We start from the raw sequence: 21,157 nt of genomic DNA, 5'->3' as shown, positions 1-21,157 counted from the left end.
TTTTAGAGAGTTTTCATTTTTCTATCTGGGTTGTTGGTATCCATCAGGCTTTGTTGTTTTTTTATTTCATCAAAAAGAGTGTTCAAAGAATCATTGTCTCCTGAAACTTGATGATAAAGCGTTTGAATAGGCTCTAAAAATCTGTGATAAGCTACAATTTGAACACAACTATTGACAACACTTTTTTGTGGGTGTTGTAATAAACGATATAAAATATTGATAAATAAATCTTTATCTCTTTTTAAAACTTCCCAAAACCACATCCAAATTAAGTGCATTCTATAACTCACATCTTTTGGAAAATGCTCCATATCAAGACTTTGAGATTCATAGTCTAATACATCAAAATACCATTTTTCAAGAGCTTCATGATTATAAATTACTTCATCAGTGATAGGTGAAGTATGAAAATATATTTTTTGAGTAAGAAGATGCTCTTGATTGGGAGCATAATACTCTTTTACACAAATTTGAAGATTTGTAAACTGCTTAAATTTTAAACCTCCATCAGTAAAATAAAAGAACTCTTCAGATGCTTCTGTATCAGGGTCTACATATTTTTCATAAATCAAAGAACCCTTTTCATCCCATGTTTTAGCTGTATATCTTTCCCAAACAGACTCCTGATGACCATTTTCATACCATGTTTTGCCATGTGTTTCATAGCCATAGTCATAAAATACTTCGGAAAGTAGCATATTATTAGAGAAAAGACAATTTTTGCCTTCCATCAAACCATTCACATATTCTATAACTCTATAACTTTCACCATCTTGATGAATGGTAGATCCAGTAAAATGTATATCTTTATAAAATAGAGGTATGCGATTATAATTGATATTTAAGCCATCATTGTAATTAAGATTTTCATCATTTTCATGAATAATAGGCTTTCTAAAATCTTCTAAATTTAAGTTTGTCATAAAATATTTAAAACCTGATTTCGTAACTGATGTTATTTACATACTCTCGACTCAAACCATCAGGGTTTCGTTCCTTAGTAGTTAATTTACGCCCAAAAAGTACTTTGATTGCAGAATGAGCAGAAAGACGATAGCCTGCTCCAATCAAACCATTGACTGTGAGTCCTTTGCTTTCAGCAATCTCTATTCTTTGTCCTTTAAAATTAGTGGCTTCATCATTAGCCAATCTGTAAATATTTAAAATACCAAGATGTGCATTGAACCGACCCACCCTAAAATTACGTTCCACACGCAACATCACATCAGGTTTACGCTGTAGTTCTTTTGAATTTGCATAGGCATTTCCTTCTTCAGCAAATTCTGTACCATCAAACGAATTATGCAACACACCATTCTCAGTATATCTTAAAAACTGATTTTTCATACGATTAAATGCCATTTGATAACCTGTTGAAAAAAGCCAATCTTTATAACTAACCCCCAAACCAGCTACCAAATCGTAAGTACCCAAACTGGTTTGGTAATAGCTTGGCAAAGGAATACCATTATGGCTTAAGTCGCTTCCATTGGTGGGTATTTTGCCCCCTAATGTACCAGCAATTTGGAAATTTTCTTTTTGTACTAATAATTTGGTTGCACTCAACGAAATATCTCCAATTCCATGAACAGTAGGCATTTTGTTAAAAACAAAAGTATAGGGAAGCTTTAAATGAAGAGTTACCTTTGGGCTTATCTTAAAATCTACATCGGCAATGTATGAAAGGATATAATCGCCAAATTTTGTATATCCAAAGTGTTGTGTAAATTCTAACGAATTTAATTTTAGGTTGATAAACTTACTTCTGTGTTGGTCTGGTCGCATAGCACCCATAGTACAAAAACCAGCATCACTACATCCTTGTCCAAAACTTTTTAGTGATAGAATAAGAGCAAAAAAGAGAGATAATAAAGTTTTCATAAAACTAAAGTTTGAGTTTTCTACAAACAAATAAACATTTTTTTAGTAAAATTGCAAAATGATAATTTAGGAATTTTTTATTGATTGACAGTTATGAATCTTTTTGAACAAATAAGCCAGCTCACGGAAGAAGTACAAAACTATAAAATAGAAACCAAAGATTCGTTGGAGGCATTCAGATTGGAGTTTATTGCCAAAAAAGGTAAAGTTCCAGCCTTGATGGAAGAAATGAAAAACATTGAACCTCAAGACCGTAAGAATTTTGGAATGGAGGTAAATAAGTTAAAACAACTTGCAGAAGGGAAATTTAAAGAACGTCAAGAATACTTTGAAAACACACCCACCAGTGTAGAAGTAAAAGTTGATTTGACATTGCCTGTAATTCCTTATGAGCAAGGCAATGCTCATCCTCTTACAATTGTAAAAAATAGAATTGTTCAGATTTTTGAAAGAATGGGTTTCAACCAATCTGAAGGACCTGAAATCGAAGACGATTTTCATAATTTTACAGGACTCAACTTCCCTGAAAATCATCCTGCTAGAGAAATGCAGGATACTTTTTTCCTAGAAAAGAATCCTGATATAGCTTTGCGTACCCACACATCATCTGTGCAGATTCGTGTAATGAGTACTCAAAAACCTCCTATGCGTACCTTCTCGGTAGGTAGAGTATTTAGAAATGAAGCCATTTCTGCAAGAGCTCATTGCATTTTTCATCAGATAGAAGGTTTTTTTATAGATGAAAATGTAAGTTTTGCAGACTTAAAACAAACTTTGTATCATTTTGTAAAAGAAATGTTTGGAACGGAAACCAAAATTCGTTTCCGCCCTTCTTATTTCCCTTTTACAGAGCCAAGTGCCGAAATAGATATTTCGTGTTTAATTTGTAAAGGAAAAGGCTGTAATGTGTGCAAACAAACAGGCTGGGTAGAAATTGGTGGCTCTGGCATGATTGACCCCAATGTATTTGAGAATTGTAATATAGATTCCCAAAAATATACAGGCTTTGCGTTTGGAATGGGTTTAGAGAGAATTACGATGCTCAAATACCAAATCAAAGATTTGAGGCTATTTACAGAAAATGATGTTCGTTTTTTAAGACAATTTGAGGGTTTGGTGTAATAGATAGAATCATAAAATATATCAAATAAAACACTAAAAAAGAGTATGCTTTTGGGCATACTCTTTATGTATCGATATTTTTACGAGTCAGGTTGCATTGGCTGTTAAGCCGACTAAGTAAAGACTCCCTATTTATTCCCAAAAGGAGAGCCAAATGGATTACCAAAAGGTGTGTTCATGATATTTAAAGAGTTTAAGTTCTTTTGCAAAGATAATAAGTTTTTTTTGAATTAAACCAAATTTTATCTTTTATTTTTTATAAACGCCAATGATTATTACGTGGATGAGATTTTTGTGTTTTTAAAAAAAAAGAATTTAGCCTTCAAATTTTGTTTTATGTTCTTTTTGTAATAGATTTTCACAAAAAATTAAAAATATGGATGAAACTTTAATATTTTTAGGAGCGGGGATTGTAGGCTTCTTCATTTTTCTCTACTTTGTTCCTGTCAATTTATGGGTAACGGCTCTTTTTTCGGGTGTTCAGATTGGACTCTTCCGTCTGATATTCATGCGTATTCGTCGTGTACCACCCAGAGCTATTGTAGAATCGTTGATTACAGCTCATAAAGCAGGGTTAAAACTCACAGCTGATGATTTAGAAACACACTTTTTGGCAGGAGGAAATGTACAAGGTGTTATCAGAGCATTAATTTCTGCTGATAAGGCAAGTTTATCTCTTTCGTTCAGACAAGCTACAGCCATTGACCTTGCTGGACGTGATGTGTCTGATGCTGTGCAAATGTCTGTAAATCCACGTGTTATCAATACACCTAATGTAACAGCTGTTTCTAAAGATGGTATCCAACTTGTCGTAAAAGCTCGTATTACGGTAAGAGCAAACTTAGAGCAATTGGTAGGTGGTGCTGGCGAAGAAACTATCTTGGCTCGTGTAGGTGAGGGTATTGTTACTTCGATTGGTTCAGCTCATAATCATCAAGCCGTTTTAGAAAATCCAGATGCGATTTCTAAAGTGGTGCTTTCCAGAGGATTAGATGCTGGAACAGCCTTCAAAATTCTTTCTATTGATATTGCTGATATTGATGTAGGTGAAAATATTGGTGCAAAACTTCAAATAGACAAAGCTGCTGCCGATTTAAAAGTAGCAGAAGCTAAAGCTGAAGAGCGTAGAGCAATGGCTGTTGCCTTAGAGCAAGAAATGAAAGCAAAAGCTCAAGAAGCGAGAGCCAAAGTAATTGAGGCAGAAGCAGAAATACCAAAAGCTATTTCTGATGCATTCAAATTAGGAAATTTGGGTATTATGGATTACTATAAAATGAAAAATGTAATTGCAGATACTAAAATGAGAGATTCTATTTCAGGCAATTCAGATACAGTTTCGGATAGTGATTAGAAAAAAATAAAATATTAAAACTCTTTTATTTATAAAACTTTATAAAAAAACACAAGAAAATGCTTTCTTGTGTTTTTTAGTTATAAGATTTTCTTTTTTGTAAAAAAAAAAAATCTTAGATTTGATAATTACAATCCTATTTTTAGGAATTATTCTATTCATTTTAATTAGTTTATAGCGATGAGTAAAAATAAAGCGTGGAACATTAAAGCTATTACAGGCTTTTTCTTCTTTTCAGCAATAGCTTTAGTACTGCTTAGCTACATCTTGGTATATATTTCAGGGGTATCATTGCGTAGAGATGCAGCACGTGTTGAAGTCTCAAGAAAAGCTGAAAAAATTTTAGGACAAATCCCTTACAAAGCTGGACTCGTAATAGATGGAGATAAAGAAAATAAAAAGGAACTATATGCTTTTGTATTAGACTATGATGACCACTTAGATATTTTAACTCAAGGAAGAACACTTGTTATTCTTACAAACGAAATATCAATTCAAGCTACAAAAAATACTAAAGCTCTCTTAAAACTAAATAAATTAAAAGATGATTGGGGCTTATACAGAAAAAACCTCAACATTATCATGAATGAGGTAGTGCAGTTAGATACTTTACTACAAACCACCCAAACTCAGATACAAAAAGTAGGTGATACTTTAGAAAAAGAAGTTCCTGTTATTCAGAAAAAGCTTGAAAAAATCGATAATCCTGTTGTTCAAAAAGCCTATGTCAATCTTATTGAAACAACCAAAGGTATACAGGCTTTACACAACGAACTAACCACTCTGTATATTGCTGAATATACAAGTACACAAACGGGTATTCAAATCCTCATTTTCTTTACAATTTTAATACTAATTGTATTTTTAATCGTTGGCTATGTCTATCTAAATAACAGATTTATCAGACCATTAGACAAGGTAGCAGTTATTACACAAGAAATAGCAGAGGGAGACGTAAGTCAGAAAGTGTTGTATGATAGAAAAGATGAGATAGGGATATTAGCCAATAATATCAACCTTTTGGTAAATAACCTTAAAAAAACATCAGAATTTGCTAAAAATATTGGAGAAGGTAAGTTTGAATATCCATATCAGGTTCGTAGTCAGAAAGATGTATTAGGATATGCACTCTTAGGTATGAGAGAAAACTTACTCAAAGTAGCAGAAGAAGATCGAAGACGTAACTGGGCTAACGAAGGTTTTAACTTGTTTGTAAATATTCTTCGTTCTAATTATGATAGCATCAACGATTTAGGATATAATATCATATCCAACCTTGTAAAATACTTAAAAGCAAATCAAGGTGGTTTATTTGTATTGGTAGAAGATAATAAAAACAATCTATACTTGGATTTGAAAGCCTCTTTTGCCTATGATAGACGTAAATTTCAAGAAACAAGAGTAGAAATAGGGCAAGGGCTTGTTGGACAAGCAGTTTTAGAAAAAGACATTCTACATTTAGATAAAATACCAACAGACTATATCCAAATTGGTTCGGGTCTTGGAGATTCTACACCTCGACATTTACTCATTGTTCCTCTTTTGGATAATACAGAAGTCTATGGAGCAGTTGAGATAGCATCTTTTAAACCCTTTGAAGATTATGAGATAGCTTTCGTTGAAAAACTATCAGAAAACGTAGCATCTACATTAGCTTCAGTAAAAAATAATGAAAAAACCAAAGTACTTCTTTTGGAATCGCAACTAGTAACAGAACAGTTGAAAGCTCAAGAAGAAGTGATGAGGGATAATATGGAGAGTTTGGCATTGGCTCAAACAGAAATGGAACGTAGCCAAAAAGAACTTGAAAAAATGCGTGACAATCTTGAGCAACAGGTAAAAGATCGAACGCTTGAACTAAGAGAAAAAGAATCTCAACTTTCTGAGGCTTTACAATTAGCATCATTGGCTGCATGGAAATTGGATGTAAAAAATAAAGTAATCTTTGCTAATGAAGAGCTGTACGGCTTGCTTAAAACTAGTAAGGAATTAGAAAATGGCTATCAAATGCCTTCTAAAAAGTTTGCAGAACATTTTATTGCAGAAAAAGATATAGAATTGGTAAATTCAAAAATTGCTGAAGCTATCAAATCGCATGATCCTAACTACGAAAGTAGTTTTGAATACCAAATGAAAAGGCAAAATGGAGATATCAGAGAAGTGGTTATTTCCATAAAAAGAATCTCTGAAATAAATTCTGAGAGAACCGCCTTCGTTTATGGTACAATGCAAGATATTACAAGGCAAAAACGTATTGAAGAGCAAATTCGTATTCAAAGAGATGCCTTAGAAAAACAACAAATAGAACAACAAAAGTTTGTAGCAATGGTTGAAAATGCGACAGACTTTGTAATTATGATGAACCCAAATCAAGAAATTATCTATGCAAATAAAGTTGGGCAACAACTTTTTGGAGCAGATGACTATATATCTAAAAGACTTTACCTCAAAAACTTCTTTAATGATAACAATTGGCAGAAAGTACAATCAGAAGTATTACCCAATGTAACACAAAATGGCTATTGGGAAGGGGAGTTGGAAATGATAAATCTAAAAACCCAAGAAATAGCTTATATGAGTGGTAACATTGTTGCCATTAAAAATGCTCAAGGAGAGATAACAGCAGTTGCCACCATCATGCGAGATGTAACTGACAAACAGAAGATCTTGCACGAGATGGAAGAAAGTAATATCCGTATGAAAACTATCTTGGATAGTACTTCAGATGAGATAGTTTCTATTGATATGAAATACAATATTCTTTCTTATAATGAAAAATGGGCAAGTTTTATGATGGCAGAAAGTGGCAAACATCCTGAAGTTGGGATGAATTTATTGTCTGATTTTCAATATAGTCGTCAAGAACTTTCTAATGTTTTAAAAGAACAATTTGATAAAGTATTTAATGAAGGAGCGTATTCTTTTGTAGAAAATTTTCAACAAATAGAAAAACAGAAAATAAAAGTAGGCGGAAAAGAAAAAGAAAAAGAAGTAATAGTTGGTGATTATTTCTTTCAGCGTTTCTATAATCCTATTTATGATACAGAAGGTAGAAAAGTTGGGGCTGTATCTTTTACACAAGATATATCAGACCAAAAGAAAATTGAACGAACAATACAAAGAAGTGAAAACCGTTCAAAAGCAATTTCTGATTCAACTTCTGAGGCTATTATTATTCACGAAAAAGGTTATATTCAAGAAGTAAACACAGCTTTTACACAAATTACGGGTTATCAGGCGGATGAAGTAAAAGAGCAGTATTTATTTAATATATTTTCTCCTGAAACAAAAGCTGTTTCCATTATCAACATGCAATTAGGCTATGATAAAGCTTATGAAGGTGTTTTGTTGAAAAAAGATGGTACTGAGGTACAGATTGAAATACATGGTAGAGTTGTTCGATTTGAGGAGCAAAGAATCCGTATTTTTGCTATACGAGATATTACAACACAAAAAGAAAATCAAATTGATTTGCAAAAATCAAAAGACGTTTTACAGAAAATTATAGATGCTCTACCACAAAGTGTATTCTGGAAAGATAAAAACTCTGTATTCTTAGGTTGTAATCGTAGATTCTTGAAATTGGTAGGATTAGATAAAGTTGAGGATGTAGTTGGAAAAACTGACTTTGAAATTTGGAAAAACCAAGAAGATGCTGAGTATTATGTAAGTGTAGATAAAAAGGTAATGGATAATAATTTACCTGAATTAGATGCTCTACAAACAAGAATTCAACCAAATGGGCAATTCTCTTGGATTAGAGTAAGTAAAGTGCCTTTCCACGATACAGAAGGTAATGTAATAGGGGTAATTGGTACATACCAAGATGTAACAGACCAAAAAAGAAATGAAGAGAATATTTTAGCAAGTAAAGAAAGATTGCGTAAGCAAATAGAAACAATTACTCTTTTAGGTTCTCAAAAACTTTATGAGGGTAATGTAAAAGAATATGTAGAAGAAATCAACTCCTCTGTTGCAAGTAATTTGGATATTCCAAGAGTAAGTGTTTGGGAGTTTAAAGATGGAGCACTAAAATGTATCGATTTATACAATCAGGAAGAGAACACACACACTGATGGTTTGGTAATAGGGCAGGCAGAACATCCTATATTTTTCGAGGCTCTTTATAAGCAAAGCTTTATCAATGCAAATCCTGCTCAAATTGGAGAATTTACAAAAGAGCTAACTCCTAGCTATTTATCAGCGGGAAGTGTTACATCAATGCTTGTATATCCTATCCGAATGGGAACAAAACTAAAAGGTATGATGACCTGCGAACATACCAGAACCCCAAGAGAGTGGAGCATTGAAGAGCAAAGTTTCATTACGTCTATGCTCGATTTGGTAACGCTTAAAATGGAAGAAACAGAGAAAAATACCATTGAAGACAATTTGGAGCGTAATCATGTTATTACAGAGCAAATTATAGAAAAGTCAAAAGAAAGTATTTTGGCAGTAGATGAAAATGAAAAAATCATTGTGTTTAATACAAAAATGCAATTAATCTTCCAAAATCTGTATGGCATTGATATCAAAAAAGGCATGAATTGGTTTGAATTGTTTGCCAGCAACGAAGATGATTCCAATAAAATTCGTAAAGATTGGTACACAGCTATTGAAAAGCAAGAGCCTTTTGAAACAGAACAAATGTTTGGAGCTGCTGATAGAAGAAGTAAATTAAGATATATGATAGAACCCATTGTTTCTGAGGGTAAAGTGGCTGGAGTAGCATTTTATGTACGAAGAGGAAGTGCTTTACTAACCATTGAAAGATAAAAATATCAAAGGCTTGTGAACGCTTTATTTCATAAGCCTTTATAATAGGCTAAAAAATAACTTTGAATAATATTTACGAGATAAGCAAATAGATATGAATAACAATTTTTTTGACACCAAAGTAGAATTCCTAAAAGGGATAGGACCTATCAAAGCTACTGTACTGAATAAGGAAATCAATGTGTTTACGTATGCCGACCTTATTCAACGGTATCCATTCCGACACGAAGACAGAACCCAATTTCACCAAATTTCTGATGTAGTGGCAGATATGCCTTATATCCAACTCAAAGGAAAAATCAAATTCATAGAAACAGTAGGAGAGGGTAGCAAAGAACGATTTATTGCTTACCTTAGAGATAGTACAGGCGATATTGAACTCGTTTGGTTTAAAGGTGTCAATTACATTAAAAAGTTTATACAGCTCAATCAAGAGTATATTATTTATGGAAAGCCATCAGAGTTCAATAATAAGATAAACATCAGTCATCCAGAAATAGAATTGTATAACCCCCAAGAAGCCAAAGAGCAAGGGGCTTTGTTTCCTGTGTATAATACCACAGAAACCATGAAAAAGAAAATGCTTGATAGCAAGGCTTTAGCCAAAGCCATCAAGCAACTTGTGCCATTAGCTCTACCACATATCAGAGAAACACTTCCTGATGATGTTCTTCAGGAAAATCAATTTTTAGCAAAGAAAGAAGCCATTGCCAATATTCATTTTCCAAAAAATTTGGAAATGCTTCAGAAAGCTAAGAACAGACTCAAATTTGAAGAATTATTTTATACACAAATTAGACTTCTACAACAAAATTTATATAGGAAAGTAACTTATCAGGGTTTTGTATTCAAAAGTACTCTACTGCTTACAGAGTTTTACAAAAACCATTTAGAATTTGATTTGACCAATGCTCAAAAAAGAGTAATCAAAGAAATTCATAAAGACATGACTTGTGGTAGGCAAATGAATAGGCTTTTACAAGGTGATGTAGGAAGCGGAAAAACGATTGTAGCTTTCATTTCCATGCTCATGGCAATTGATAATGGCTTTCAGGTATGCTTGATGGCTCCTACCGAAATTTTAGCTGAACAGCACTATCAAGGTCTTAAAAAATATGCTGATAGTCTTGGGCTTACCATTGATATTTTAACGGGTTCAAGCTCTTTGGGAGGGAGAAAACTCATACACGATTATTTAGAAACTGGAGATTTAAAGATTCTGATAGGAACGCATGCTCTTTTAGAAGAAAAAGTAAAATTTAAAAATTTGGGATTAGCCATTATTGATGAGCAACATCGTTTTGGAGTAGAACAACGCTCTAAATTGTGGCACAAAAATGCTGATACTTTTCCGCATGTACTTGTAATGACAGCAACGCCCATTCCAAGAACACTTGCCATGACACTTTATGGCGATTTGGATGTTTCGATTATAGATGAACTCCCTCCAGGGCGTAAACCTATCAAAACAGTTCATCGTTACGACTCGCATAGACTCAAAGTTTTTGGTTTTATCAGAGAAGAAATTGAAAAAGGAAGACAAGTTTATATTGTTTATCCACTCATAGAAGAATCTGAAAAACTCAATCTGAAAAACTTAATGGATGGCTACGAAAGCATAGCAAGAGCTTTTCCCGAATACCAAACGAGTGTAGTACATGGGCAGATGAAACCGAAGGAAAAGGATTTTGAAATGCAAAGGTTTGCCAAGAATGAAACCCAAATCATGATTGCAACAACGGTAATTGAAGTAGGTGTGAACGTTCCCAATGCTTCAATCATGATTATTGAAAATGCTGAACGTTTCGGACTTTCACAATTACATCAATTGCGTGGGCGTGTGGGACGTGGTTCGGAGCAGTCTTTTTGTATTTTAATGACCAAATACGAACTGACCAAAGAAGCTAAAGAAAGAATAAAAGTAATGGTTGAAACCAATGATGGTTTTGAAATAGCTAATACCGATTTGCGTTTGCGTGGACCAGGTGATTTGATGGGAACACAACAAAGTGGCATAACCGATTTATTGATAGCAGATTTGGCAAAAGATGGAGCTATTTTGGAACATGCTCGAAATGTAGCCCATAAAATACTGACAGAAGACCCTAATTTGCAGGCTTATAAAAATGCCTGTATCAAACATCAACTTTCTACAATTTCTAAAAATACAACTAATTGGGCAAGAATTAGTTAAAAAAGAAGGCTTTGAAATCTCAAAGCCTTCTTTTATGTCTTTATTTATCCGAACTACCCGTTATTTTTTCGAGTGTCTGGTGGATACTATTGGGTGCAGCTAAATCATGAAATTGCTTGTTCACGCTTTTTTCCGAAGAAAAAACAGAAACTTTTTCACAAGTATTGGACGAAACAATCAAAGCGATATAATGCTTATCTTTGGCAAATTTGATAGCATATTTGCCAAGCATGGGGCATGTTTTTTTGTCTTTGATATAGTTTTTTTCGTCTAACACTACACTTTTAAGGTTTTGAGCATCATCAGAAGTGATTTTTAAGGCTTTAAGAACTTCATAATCACCGATATACTCAACGTCTTTTTTGTGTTGTTTGGAAGCAATTGGTTGCTCCGAAACTTCATACAAAAATACATCTTTGGCTTCTTGGATGATATTTTGATGCTTTTGAAAAATAGGATGACTATCTTTTAAAGCGAAAAAACTCATCAGAAATAAAAAACTAAGAATTTTCATAAAGACTATTTTTGAGTAACACGAACTGATGAAACAGGATTTTGAGGCTTGCAACCATTACAGCTTTTTGCTTTGTACTGAGTGCTTTTTACAGCATTCTGAGCAATATGATCCCAAGTAGGAGCTTCTGTACGCATATAACCAATTTCCTCTTTAAGAGCTTGAATAAAGCTTAAAGTAAAGAAACCTCCGTTTGCATTACACCAAGAGTATTCACCAGGGGAACTACCTGTGATAATAATATTTCCAGAGCTATTGACAAATAGTTTTTTTAGTTTTTCTATTTCTGCACCTTGGAAAGAACGACCTGCCATAAAAGTTTGGCTAGTAACCTGATTTCTACCTACATCTGAGTTACAACAATCACTCAATACAATATTCAATCTACCACCTTTCGATGTAATTTTGGTAAATACAGAAGATAGTGGTAAAGCTGTTTTTTCACTAATAGGAGTATATTCTGATGCTCGCATGTCAAGTTGTGGGTATTTATCTGTTTGGTCAGACCAACGGAAACCATGCCCACTATAATAAAACACAACCACATCATTTTTGCCAACTTTCATGTTACCAAGTGTTTGCTCTGCATTGTCTTTGGTAAATTTCTCTCCATTTACAATGTATTTTTCAAATGGAATGCCAACAGCTTTTGCAATCTCTCTAAACTCTACTTCCATAGCTCTTTGGTCAACACTACAACTTTGTCCAATATCGCTAATCTCGGTATTGATACACAATACCAAATGCAATTTAGCTCCTGCTGTAGTTGCAGTAGAGTTGTTATTATTATTGTTGTTGTTATTGTTATTATTATTGTTGTTATTGTTATTATTATTGTTGTTGTTGTTATTATTGTTGTTGTTGTTATTATTGTTGTTATTGTTTGCATTGGTATTTACACCCAAAGCTGCATCTCTCATTTTTTGAAGAGATTTATATTGAGCTTCATCTGTACGGAAAAATTGTTTTAAATAGCTATCTGTTAGGCTTTTAGCAGTAATTTCTGTATATGTTTTACAGACATGTAGTTTGGTTTCATCAAAATTGGGGTCTTCAGTTACATAAGGTAAACTGGCATTTTCCTTATCATTCCAAATCCATAAAAAATGGTCTGGGTTGTAAGACTGTTGTTCTGCTTTAGTAGTGATAAAGGTAGGATTAGACCCTGCCATAACAAAATAATTATATCCATCTTCTTGTCCTGTGGCAGAAGTATATTGGACGTTTACTACATTATATTTACCTTCATTGGTGTATCCTATACGCATATAGGCATCTTGCTCGTTGAAATACACCAAAAAACATTTGTAGTTTACTTTATCTACCTCGAAGGTAAGTTCATACAGCGACTGAGCCTGTAAATTGAAAGAGAGCATGGCAAATAGTATTGCAAAATGCCAATAAGTACTAATTTTTTTCATAATGTTTGCATTTTTGGTAAAAACTTAATTGGAAAGATTTTCTAATATACTTTTGTTGCGTTCTGTAAGAGCATTGGTTTTTTGTAAAATCATTTTAATTACATTTAATTCTTCATCTGATATGCGTTCTTTTTGGCTTATAGCATCCTCAACAACCAAATCTATCATTTTTTTTGATAATTTCAAACGACTATCAGATTCTCCATACAAAGTTTTTGCTTGCCAAGATTCATAACTCACTTTAGCAGCTGAAAGCATCATATCCATCAATTCATGAGCCAAACCATCTTTTTCTACCAAAATTTTTAAAGCTCCCAACATCAATGGCGACAGTTCCTCAAGATTTTGAGTAATATAACGTACTTCCTCTTTGAGCAATGTTAAGTTTAATTTTTCGTTTTGGTGAACTTTCCTTTGGATTTCTTCCAAATAGAACTCTTTTTCAGCCCCATCAATGTTGTGGTCGGCTGCTACTACAGCCAATATTGGAAATAGGATTGTCAAAGTTTCAAATGATTTTAAATCAACAGGATTAAAACGATTAAAATTATACTCTTCCCAATAGTTTTGTAACTCTTCCATAATATACAATAAAAAGTAAATGTTTTAGTAATGTTATGAAACATACACAAAAACTATGCGAAAAAAAAATAATTATTTTTTTTGTTTTTTATTTGGAGGTTATAAAAAAACATTATACCTTTGCACCACCAAATCTGAAAATGCTCCGTTCGTCTAGGGGTTAGGACACCAGATTTTCATTCTGGTAACAGGGGTTCGATTCCCCTACGGAGTACCAAAAGCCTGATAAGTACGCTTATCAGGCTTTATTTTTTGCTAAAAACTTTTTTTGCTAAATCTGTTTTTTTATCTTCGATAATAAAATAGTTGAAAACCGTGGATGGAGTTTATTTTCAGGTAGATAAAATGCAATGCCTTCGGATTGGTGAAGGCGAAAGAAACCTGTTTGCTTTTCATGGTTTTGGACAAAACCCAGAGGTATTTAACTGCCTGCGTACATTATTACCCAATTATACTATTTACAGTTTCGATTTATTGAGTTTTGGGAAAACACCTCAAAAAGATGATATAAACGAGCTTATTCAGACTTTTTGCAAAAATTACCAAATAAAAAAGTTTTCTGTGGTAGCTTTTAGTATTGGGGCAAAAATGGCATTGAGTATTGTAGAAAAATTGGCATCTCAAATCGAAAAAATTTGCTTGGTTGCTCCTGATGGCTTTAAAAAAACGTTTTGGTACGAATTTGCTGTTTCGTGGATAGGTAAGCCTCTTTTTTGGCGATTTATCCAAAAACCTCATCAAATCTTTAAAATTGCTTATTATCTCCAATCTGTCAAACTGATTAAAAATGAGCAAATCCGAATGGCTCAAAAATATACTGAATCTGCACCCAAACGTTTTTTATTGTGGCGTACATGGCTTGCAAACCAATATTTATATCCCAGTCACAAAAATCTTCAGAAAATATTTGCTACCCAAGAGTTACCTACTCAAATTTTTTTAGCTGAACAAGATGAATTAATCGCTTCAAAGCCTATTCTCCATTTTGCTCAAAAGCATAATTGTATCCAAACTACTCATAAAAACTGCTCTCATTTCAGAGTTTTGGCAGAAGTATTAAAAAGTCAGGAGTTTTTAGACTTTTTCAAAAGTTAATTGCTTACATTTGCCAAAATTTTTTTCATTATAAAAAATCTTTTAAGTATATGACACTTATAGAGCATATTCAGGCTAGACAAATTCTTGATTCTAGAGGTAACCCTACCGTAGAAGTAGATGTAATTACAACAGATGGCTTTTTAGGAAGAGCTGCTGTACCTTCAGGGGCATCTACGGGTACACACGAGGCAGTAGAATTGCGTGATGGAGATAAGAAAAAATATCTAGGAAAAGGAGTTTTGAAAGCTGTAGAACATGTAAATGAAATATTAGGGAGAGAACTCGCTGGTTATAATGTATTTGAGCAAAACCTAATTGATAAGGTAATGCTTGAAATAGATGGAACTGCAAACAAGAAAAAAATAGGAGCAAATGCTATTTTGGGTGTTTCTTTGGCAGTAGCCAAAGCAGCAGCAGCAAGCCTGAATTTGCCTTTATACCGTTATATTGGTGGTGTAAATGCCAATACATTGCCCGTTCCTATGATGAATATCTTGAATGGTGGTAGCCATGCCGATAACTCTATTGATTTTCAGGAATTTATGATTATGCCTGTAAAAGCATCTTCTTTTGCTGAGGCTCTTAGAATGGGAACAGAGGTATTCCATACACTCAAAAAAGTATTGAAAGATAAAAATCACTCTACCAACGTAGGTGATGAAGGTGGATTTGCTCCAAACCTGAAATCGAACGAAGAAGCCATAGAAGTAGTTCTACAAGCAATCGAAAAGGCTGGTTATAAAGCAGGTGAAGATATTTTTATAGCGATGGATGCTGCAAGCTCTGAGTTTTATGATACCAAAACTAAAAAATATCACTTCAAAAAATCTACTGGCGATAAACTGACCTCTTCGGAAATGGCAAGCTACTGGGCTGATTGGGTGAAAAAATATCCTATTCTTTCTATTGAGGATGGTATGGCAGAAGACGACTGGAAAGGCTGGAAACAACTTACAGATGCAGTTGGTAAAAAAATCCAGCTTGTTGGAGATGATTTGTTTGTAACAAACGTAGATTTCTTACAAAAAGGTATCAAAGAGGGTGTGGCGAACGCTATTCTTGTAAAAGTAAACCAAATTGGCTCACTTACAGAAACCATCAATGCTGTGAATTTGGCACACCGTAATCGTTATAAGAGTGTGATGTCGCACCGTTCTGGCGAAACAGAAGACACGACCATTGCAGATTTGGCTGTGGCTCTCAATACTGGTCAGATTAAGACTGGTTCGGCTTCTCGTTCTGATAGAATGGCTAAATACAACCAATTGTTACGTATCGAAGAAATGCTTGGCGAAACAGCTTATTACCCTGGGCTTTCTTTCTAAAAAATAACGAATTATTGTCAGACGATAGTCAGACAACAAATATAAAAAGCATGGCTAACTACCATGCTTTTTTGTTTGTCATTGCGAATGTAATGAAGCAATCTCAAAGGCTTAATGGAGTTAATTTGGTATTATTATTGAGGACTTTATTAAAAGGGGTAAATAGTGACTTGCCCATCATCAAAATATTGAATTTAAAGTTACTTATATACACAAAAACGTATAAATTTAAAAAATTGGAACACGCAATATGCCAACATCACTAAACAAAGGAAAACTACTGATTGCAAGCCCTTTTTTACAGGATGATAATTTTAAACAGACCATTATACTCATTGTAGAACATAACGAAGAAGGAAGTGTGGGTTTTGTGTTGAATAAAGTTTTGGATTTTCATTTGCAAGAAGCAGTAAGCGGAATTATTCTCTACGATTCGCCTATTTATTATGGTGGACCTGTGGGCGAAAATTCTTTGTTTTATATTCATCGTTTCCCTGAAATAAGTGGAGCAATACCCATTACGGATACGCTTTATTGGGGTGGCGATTTTGAAGAAATAAAGCATTTACTGAATACTTCGCCTCCTACAACTGATAGTATTCGTTTTTTTGCAGGCTATGCAGGCTGGGCAGAGGGGCAACTCGATGAAGAACTTGAGGATAAATCTTGGATTGTGCAGTCTATTAGCCATGCTGAGGTAATGAAAGAAAATCTTTTTAATACTTTATGGCAGAAACGAATACGCAAAATGGACGAAGAATACTCTTATTGGGCGAATATGCCCAAAGACCCAACCCATAACTAAATACTCTCTCTCCTCAACCCAAAAAGTTGAGGTTTTTTGATGGCTTTTCTTTTTTATTTCTTACCTCTAAAATAGAAAAAGTAAATTTCTATTTAAAAACTTACATGGTTTTTATTGCTTTTTTCCTTTGTCCACTCTCGTAGAGCGTCTAAAAAAAGCTATTGAATACCTAAAAAAGTGCATAAAAATTATTTTATTACACCACTGCAAAATCAGGGATTCCCTGATGTGTGGTGTTTTTTTATTTTGTAGGTTGGGAAGAAAAATAAAATACAAAAACTATGTGGATAGAACCTGTTTTGAGAAAATTTAAAGATTTTGATGAACTCAGTCAAAATAAAAATAGTACAATCTATGGCTATTTGAATCAGGATAAGATTATCCCATTTGATAAACTTCTTGAGCTAGAAAATATTTTTATAGTAGGAGAACCAGGAGTTGGAAAATCAAGGTTAATGGAAGAAATCAAAATATTAAAAAATGCTACGAAAGTTTATGATTTAAAGAATGGCTTTAATAATATAGACATTAAGGATAATACATTATTATTGGATGGGCTAGATGAGGTAAATACTTTATATTTCAATGAAATAATTAATAAATTATATCATCTAAAAACAGAAAACCCTTCTATAAACTTTATAATCTCTTGCAGACAACATTATATTGAATCAGAACTATATGCTTTTCAGAGATTTAAAGATTTCAGTATAGTTCGTATTGAGCCATTTGGTACCAAAGAAATAAGAGAATATTTGCAAAATACAGGTATAGAAGAAAATATAAGTGCTTCTCTTATTAATAAAACCACGAAATACTTTAAAAACTCTATTTTAAGCATTCCTCGATATTTAGAAATAGCCACCAATTTGATTAAAGAAAAGAAACTATCAAATGTTGATAATTTAACAAGAGTGGAGTTGTTTAACTTATTCATCAATGAAAATCTGAAAAAAGAAAAACAAAAGGGCAATCATAAAAAGATAGTTTTAAATGATGTTGTATTGGTAAAAAGAGTTTTGGAAAAACTTGCTTTGATTATGGAAATTTATCAAACAAACCAAATTAAGAAAGATGAATTAGTTGATTTCTTAGATGCAGTAGAATCCAATATTAATTTGATATTCCTGAATAATTATGATATAGATTCTTTTATAGAAAGAACCCTTAAAAGTATTGGTAATGATATCACATTTGAAAATACAGAGTTTCAAGAATGTCTTGCAGCCCAAGAGTTTTTAAGACTTGGTAATAAAGAACAACTTCTTTTTGATTTAATTTTTGATGCAAAATTCAAACATATTTTTCCAAGTTGGTATAATGTATTGAGTTTTGTAATAGAAATAGAACCTAAAATTATTTTTACTATTTTGGGTTATTTAAAACAAAAACAAGATGATAGAGTTTTTAATGACTTTTATAGTTTTATAAATCAATCATCATTTTATAAATTCTCCTCAGAAGATAAAGCAAAAATATTTGAATCTCTATACACTTATCTCCAAACCACAAGACATTTTGTTAGGGTTATCAATGATACAAAATGGATAGATTTTTACCAAGAGAACAATTATTGCCTATTCAAAGAGCATGAAATAACGCAACAAAATGAGATGTTAATAGCCAATCAAGCTTATATTATGGCTCTATTGATTGAAAATAATAAACTTAATAATGCACAAAAAGAAAAATGGAAAAATTATTTTATTCAAGGAGTAAGATATTTTCAAAGCCCTGCTATTGAAATGCAATCACTAAATGCGTTGGAAGCTTATAAAAATTTATCTTTAATAACTCTAAAAGATTTAAAAAATAGCCAAAGAGGAACAACTGATTTATATTTGGTGTATTGCAAAGGTGCTGACCCAAATAATCAAAAATCTATAGATTTATTTTTAAACTATATACTTAAAAAGAATAGAAGGGCTAAAGATGGATTGAATATGGTTAGTAGTTCCAAGGGGGTGGAATACCTAATAAATCAATTTATTAAAAATATAGAATATCTCGAAAAATATATAGAAACTGATAATTACACCTATACAGAAATACACTTCTGGTATAATTTGGATGTAAATTGGTCTGATAATATTAAAAATAAAATATATCAACTTTTAGAATTAATGTTAAAACGTGTGATTCTTTATGAAACAAAGTTCGAAAAAAATATTTTAAAGTTGTTAAAGGTGCTTAATACTCATAATGAGGACTTTATTCTAGATTATTTGCAAATATTAGAAGAGCATAAAGATGAAATACAATACCATATTTCTTTTTTATCAAAAAGCTTTAAAGAATTATTGGAACAAAAGCCAAATAATATATTTTGGGATGAGTTTAAGAAATCTGATTTAGGAAATATATCTATTATCAAACATGGACTTGTTAGTCAAAGTATAATAGGTAAACAAAATAAAGATAAACATAAAAATAAGATTTATACAGAATTCAAAGAGCTATTGTATCCACCAAAGAATACAATTAAATTTAACGTATTTACCCATTTTTTTTCAGATAGAGAGTATATAAAGAACAAACTAAAAGATAAGGATAAGGAGAAATTAAAGGAGGTCATATTACAGACCTTGGGAAATATCTCAATAGAAAATTTTAATTATAATGCTTGGCTTGTGCTTGCATTGGCTGTGGGTATAGAGTTAGAGTTACAAAATGAGTTTCTACCTTTTAGAGAAAAGATGGTTAAATATTTTGTTTTTGCGTCTAAATACAATGGGGCAGTAAAAGAAATTAATGAAATAGAATTCCTTCTAAAGTTTCTAGATGGTTTGAATGATAAAGATATAACTATACTTATTGATTATTGTAATGAATTGATTGATAATGGGATGGTAGCTCATATAACTAACTTTATTGAGTATATAGGATATAGCAGATTAATTAAATTTACGGCTTTTTTAGAAAAATTATTACAAAAAAAACTCTCAGAAAAGGAAAATTTTATTCAAGAAGAAGCTTTTGATACTTTATATAGAAAATTAAAACATAGCAATAGCGAATTGTTGAATGTGATATATAATGATATATCTGAAAAATATCCAGTGTTTTTGAAAGTAGAGGTTCAAAAATACTTGATAGAGGTTTTACATGACAAAACAGCATTTAATGATAAAATTAAAGAAATCAAGGATACAAAAAAGAAATTTAAAAAAGAGATAAGTTTTGATAAAATGCATCATTCCAGCTATGAAAAAATAGATATTTTACTTTTTGAAAAAATAGGAAAAAATGTATTTGAAAAAGAAATGTTAGATTTATTGGAGGAAGCATTAATATCTCTGAAGGAAGATGTTGAATATGAAGATTATAGTAAGTTTTTGCAAGATATAATAAAGAAATATTATTTGGGTATTGTTGATAAAAGGGAATCTGATTTGAAGAAAATTAGAAATGTACTAAATAAAGATACCTATAAAAATGTAGCTTATAACTTCAAAGAATTGCTAAAAGAAATGGAACTTGGATATTCTAAAGAATTAGGCAAACCTAGCAATATTTTATCTTGTATAAACAAATATACTGAATTGAAGAAAAAACAATACTTACCTATTTATGATTCTAAAGACTTAAAAAGTACTATAAGAGATATTATAGAGGAGTTAAAAGAGAGCATAGAATTAGAGCAACTTTATAAAGTAATAACTGATGAAAAAATGAGTCCTACTGGAGAAACAATTATTCAAAAAACCTTAAAATCTCAACTGGAATTAATAATGCATAAAAGGGGATTTAGAGGCATTGATATTTATAGAGAAGTTGAAATCTATTCTGGTGAAGAAATCGACTTTGTTATAAAATATGGATTTATTTCTCCTGTATTTATAGAAATAAAATTGCTACACAATACAGAAATATCAAGACCTTCCAAAAGAAGCCAATACAAAGAAAAATTGAAAAGCTATTTAGCAGGAATAAAAGCTGAGTATGGGTTTTATGTCATTTTTCGAGTAAAGGAAGAATCGATGGAATCTAAAAAGAAATGGTTTACAGATACTCAAAGTTTGTATAGTGATATGGAAAATATAGAAGTAATTCTAATAGATTGTATAGATTTATAATAACTAAAATAA

General features: G+C 32.2%; 12 protein-coding genes, 1 tRNA gene and 1 pseudogene. 9 read left to right on the top strand and 5 right to left on the bottom strand.

The window, feature by feature from the left end; all coding sequences use genetic code 11:
* Positions 1-2: 2 nt before the first annotated feature.
* Positions 3-923: a hypothetical protein gene (locus AD998_18965; protein KOY87941.1), complete on the bottom strand. Its 921-nt coding sequence runs from the start codon at positions 921-923 to the stop codon at positions 3-5.
* Between the two features lie 7 nt (positions 924-930).
* Positions 931-1,881 (bottom strand): hypothetical protein, encoded by a 951-nt coding sequence (locus AD998_18960; GenBank protein ID KOY87940.1) that lies wholly within the window; start codon positions 1,879-1,881, stop codon positions 931-933.
* A gap of 93 nt (positions 1,882-1,974) precedes the next feature.
* Between AD998_18960 and AD998_18955 the strand changes: the two genes are divergently transcribed.
* From AD998_18955 to AD998_18940, 4 genes and pseudogenes are all read left to right on the top strand, one after another.
* A complete protein-coding gene (locus AD998_18955; GenBank protein ID KOY87939.1) occupies positions 1,975-3,003 on the top strand; it encodes a phenylalanyl-tRNA synthetase subunit alpha in 1,029 nt (342 codons plus the stop codon).
* Between the two features lie 376 nt (positions 3,004-3,379).
* Positions 3,380-4,354, top strand: a complete 975-nt coding sequence (locus AD998_18950) for a hypothetical protein (protein KOY87938.1) — start codon at positions 3,380-3,382, stop codon at positions 4,352-4,354.
* An 828-nt stretch (positions 4,355-5,182) separates the two neighbouring features.
* Positions 5,183-6,232 (top strand): annotated as a pseudogene (locus tag AD998_18945) (hypothetical protein).
* A 2,992-nt stretch (positions 6,233-9,224) separates the two neighbouring features.
* Positions 9,225-11,324, top strand: a complete 2,100-nt coding sequence (locus AD998_18940; GenBank protein ID KOY87937.1) for an ATP-dependent DNA helicase RecG — start codon at positions 9,225-9,227, stop codon at positions 11,322-11,324.
* Positions 11,325-11,364: 40 nt separating this feature from the next.
* Here AD998_18940 and AD998_18935 read toward each other — a convergent pair whose 3' ends face one another.
* Genes AD998_18935 through AD998_18925 form a run of 3 tightly spaced genes read right to left on the bottom strand, consistent with a single transcriptional unit; the run spans position 11,365 to position 13,841 of the window.
* Positions 11,365-11,838: a hypothetical protein gene (locus tag AD998_18935; protein KOY87936.1), complete on the bottom strand. Its 474-nt coding sequence runs from the start codon at positions 11,836-11,838 to the stop codon at positions 11,365-11,367.
* A 5-nt stretch (positions 11,839-11,843) separates the two neighbouring features.
* Positions 11,844-13,259 carry a hypothetical protein gene (locus AD998_18930; GenBank protein KOY87935.1) on the bottom strand — a complete coding sequence of 472 codons (1,416 nt, stop codon included), beginning with the start codon at positions 13,257-13,259 and terminating at the stop codon, positions 11,844-11,846.
* Between the two features lie 24 nt (positions 13,260-13,283).
* Positions 13,284-13,841 (bottom strand): hypothetical protein, encoded by a 558-nt coding sequence (locus AD998_18925; GenBank protein KOY87934.1) that lies wholly within the window; start codon positions 13,839-13,841, stop codon positions 13,284-13,286.
* A gap of 142 nt (positions 13,842-13,983) precedes the next feature.
* Here AD998_18925 and AD998_18920 point away from each other — a divergent pair.
* From AD998_18920 to AD998_18900, 5 genes are all read left to right on the top strand, one after another.
* Positions 13,984-14,058 (top strand) — tRNA-Glu (locus AD998_18920).
* Between the two features lie 98 nt (positions 14,059-14,156).
* Positions 14,157-14,936 (top strand): hypothetical protein, encoded by a 780-nt coding sequence (locus tag AD998_18915; protein ID KOY87933.1) that lies wholly within the window; start codon positions 14,157-14,159, stop codon positions 14,934-14,936.
* A gap of 50 nt (positions 14,937-14,986) precedes the next feature.
* The gene (gene eno, locus AD998_18910; GenBank protein ID KOY87932.1) at positions 14,987-16,264 is read left to right on the top strand and encodes an enolase; all 1,278 of its coding nucleotides are present in this window, start codon (positions 14,987-14,989) and stop codon (positions 16,262-16,264) included.
* A 250-nt stretch (positions 16,265-16,514) separates the two neighbouring features.
* Complete coding sequence (locus tag AD998_18905) at positions 16,515-17,069, top strand: hypothetical protein (GenBank protein ID KOY87931.1); 555 nt, start codon at positions 16,515-16,517, stop codon at positions 17,067-17,069.
* 281 nt (positions 17,070-17,350) lie between these two features.
* A complete protein-coding gene (locus AD998_18900) occupies positions 17,351-21,145 on the top strand; it encodes a hypothetical protein (protein KOY87930.1) in 3,795 nt (1,264 codons plus the stop codon).
* The last annotated feature ends 12 nt before the right edge of the window (positions 21,146-21,157 follow it).

This window comes from bacterium 336/3, assembly GCA_001281695.1.
Taxonomy (GTDB): Bacteria; Bacteroidota; Bacteroidia; order Cytophagales; family Thermonemataceae; genus Raineya.
The sequence above is the reverse complement of the archived record's forward strand: the minus strand, read 5'-3'. Positions and strand labels throughout refer to the sequence as shown.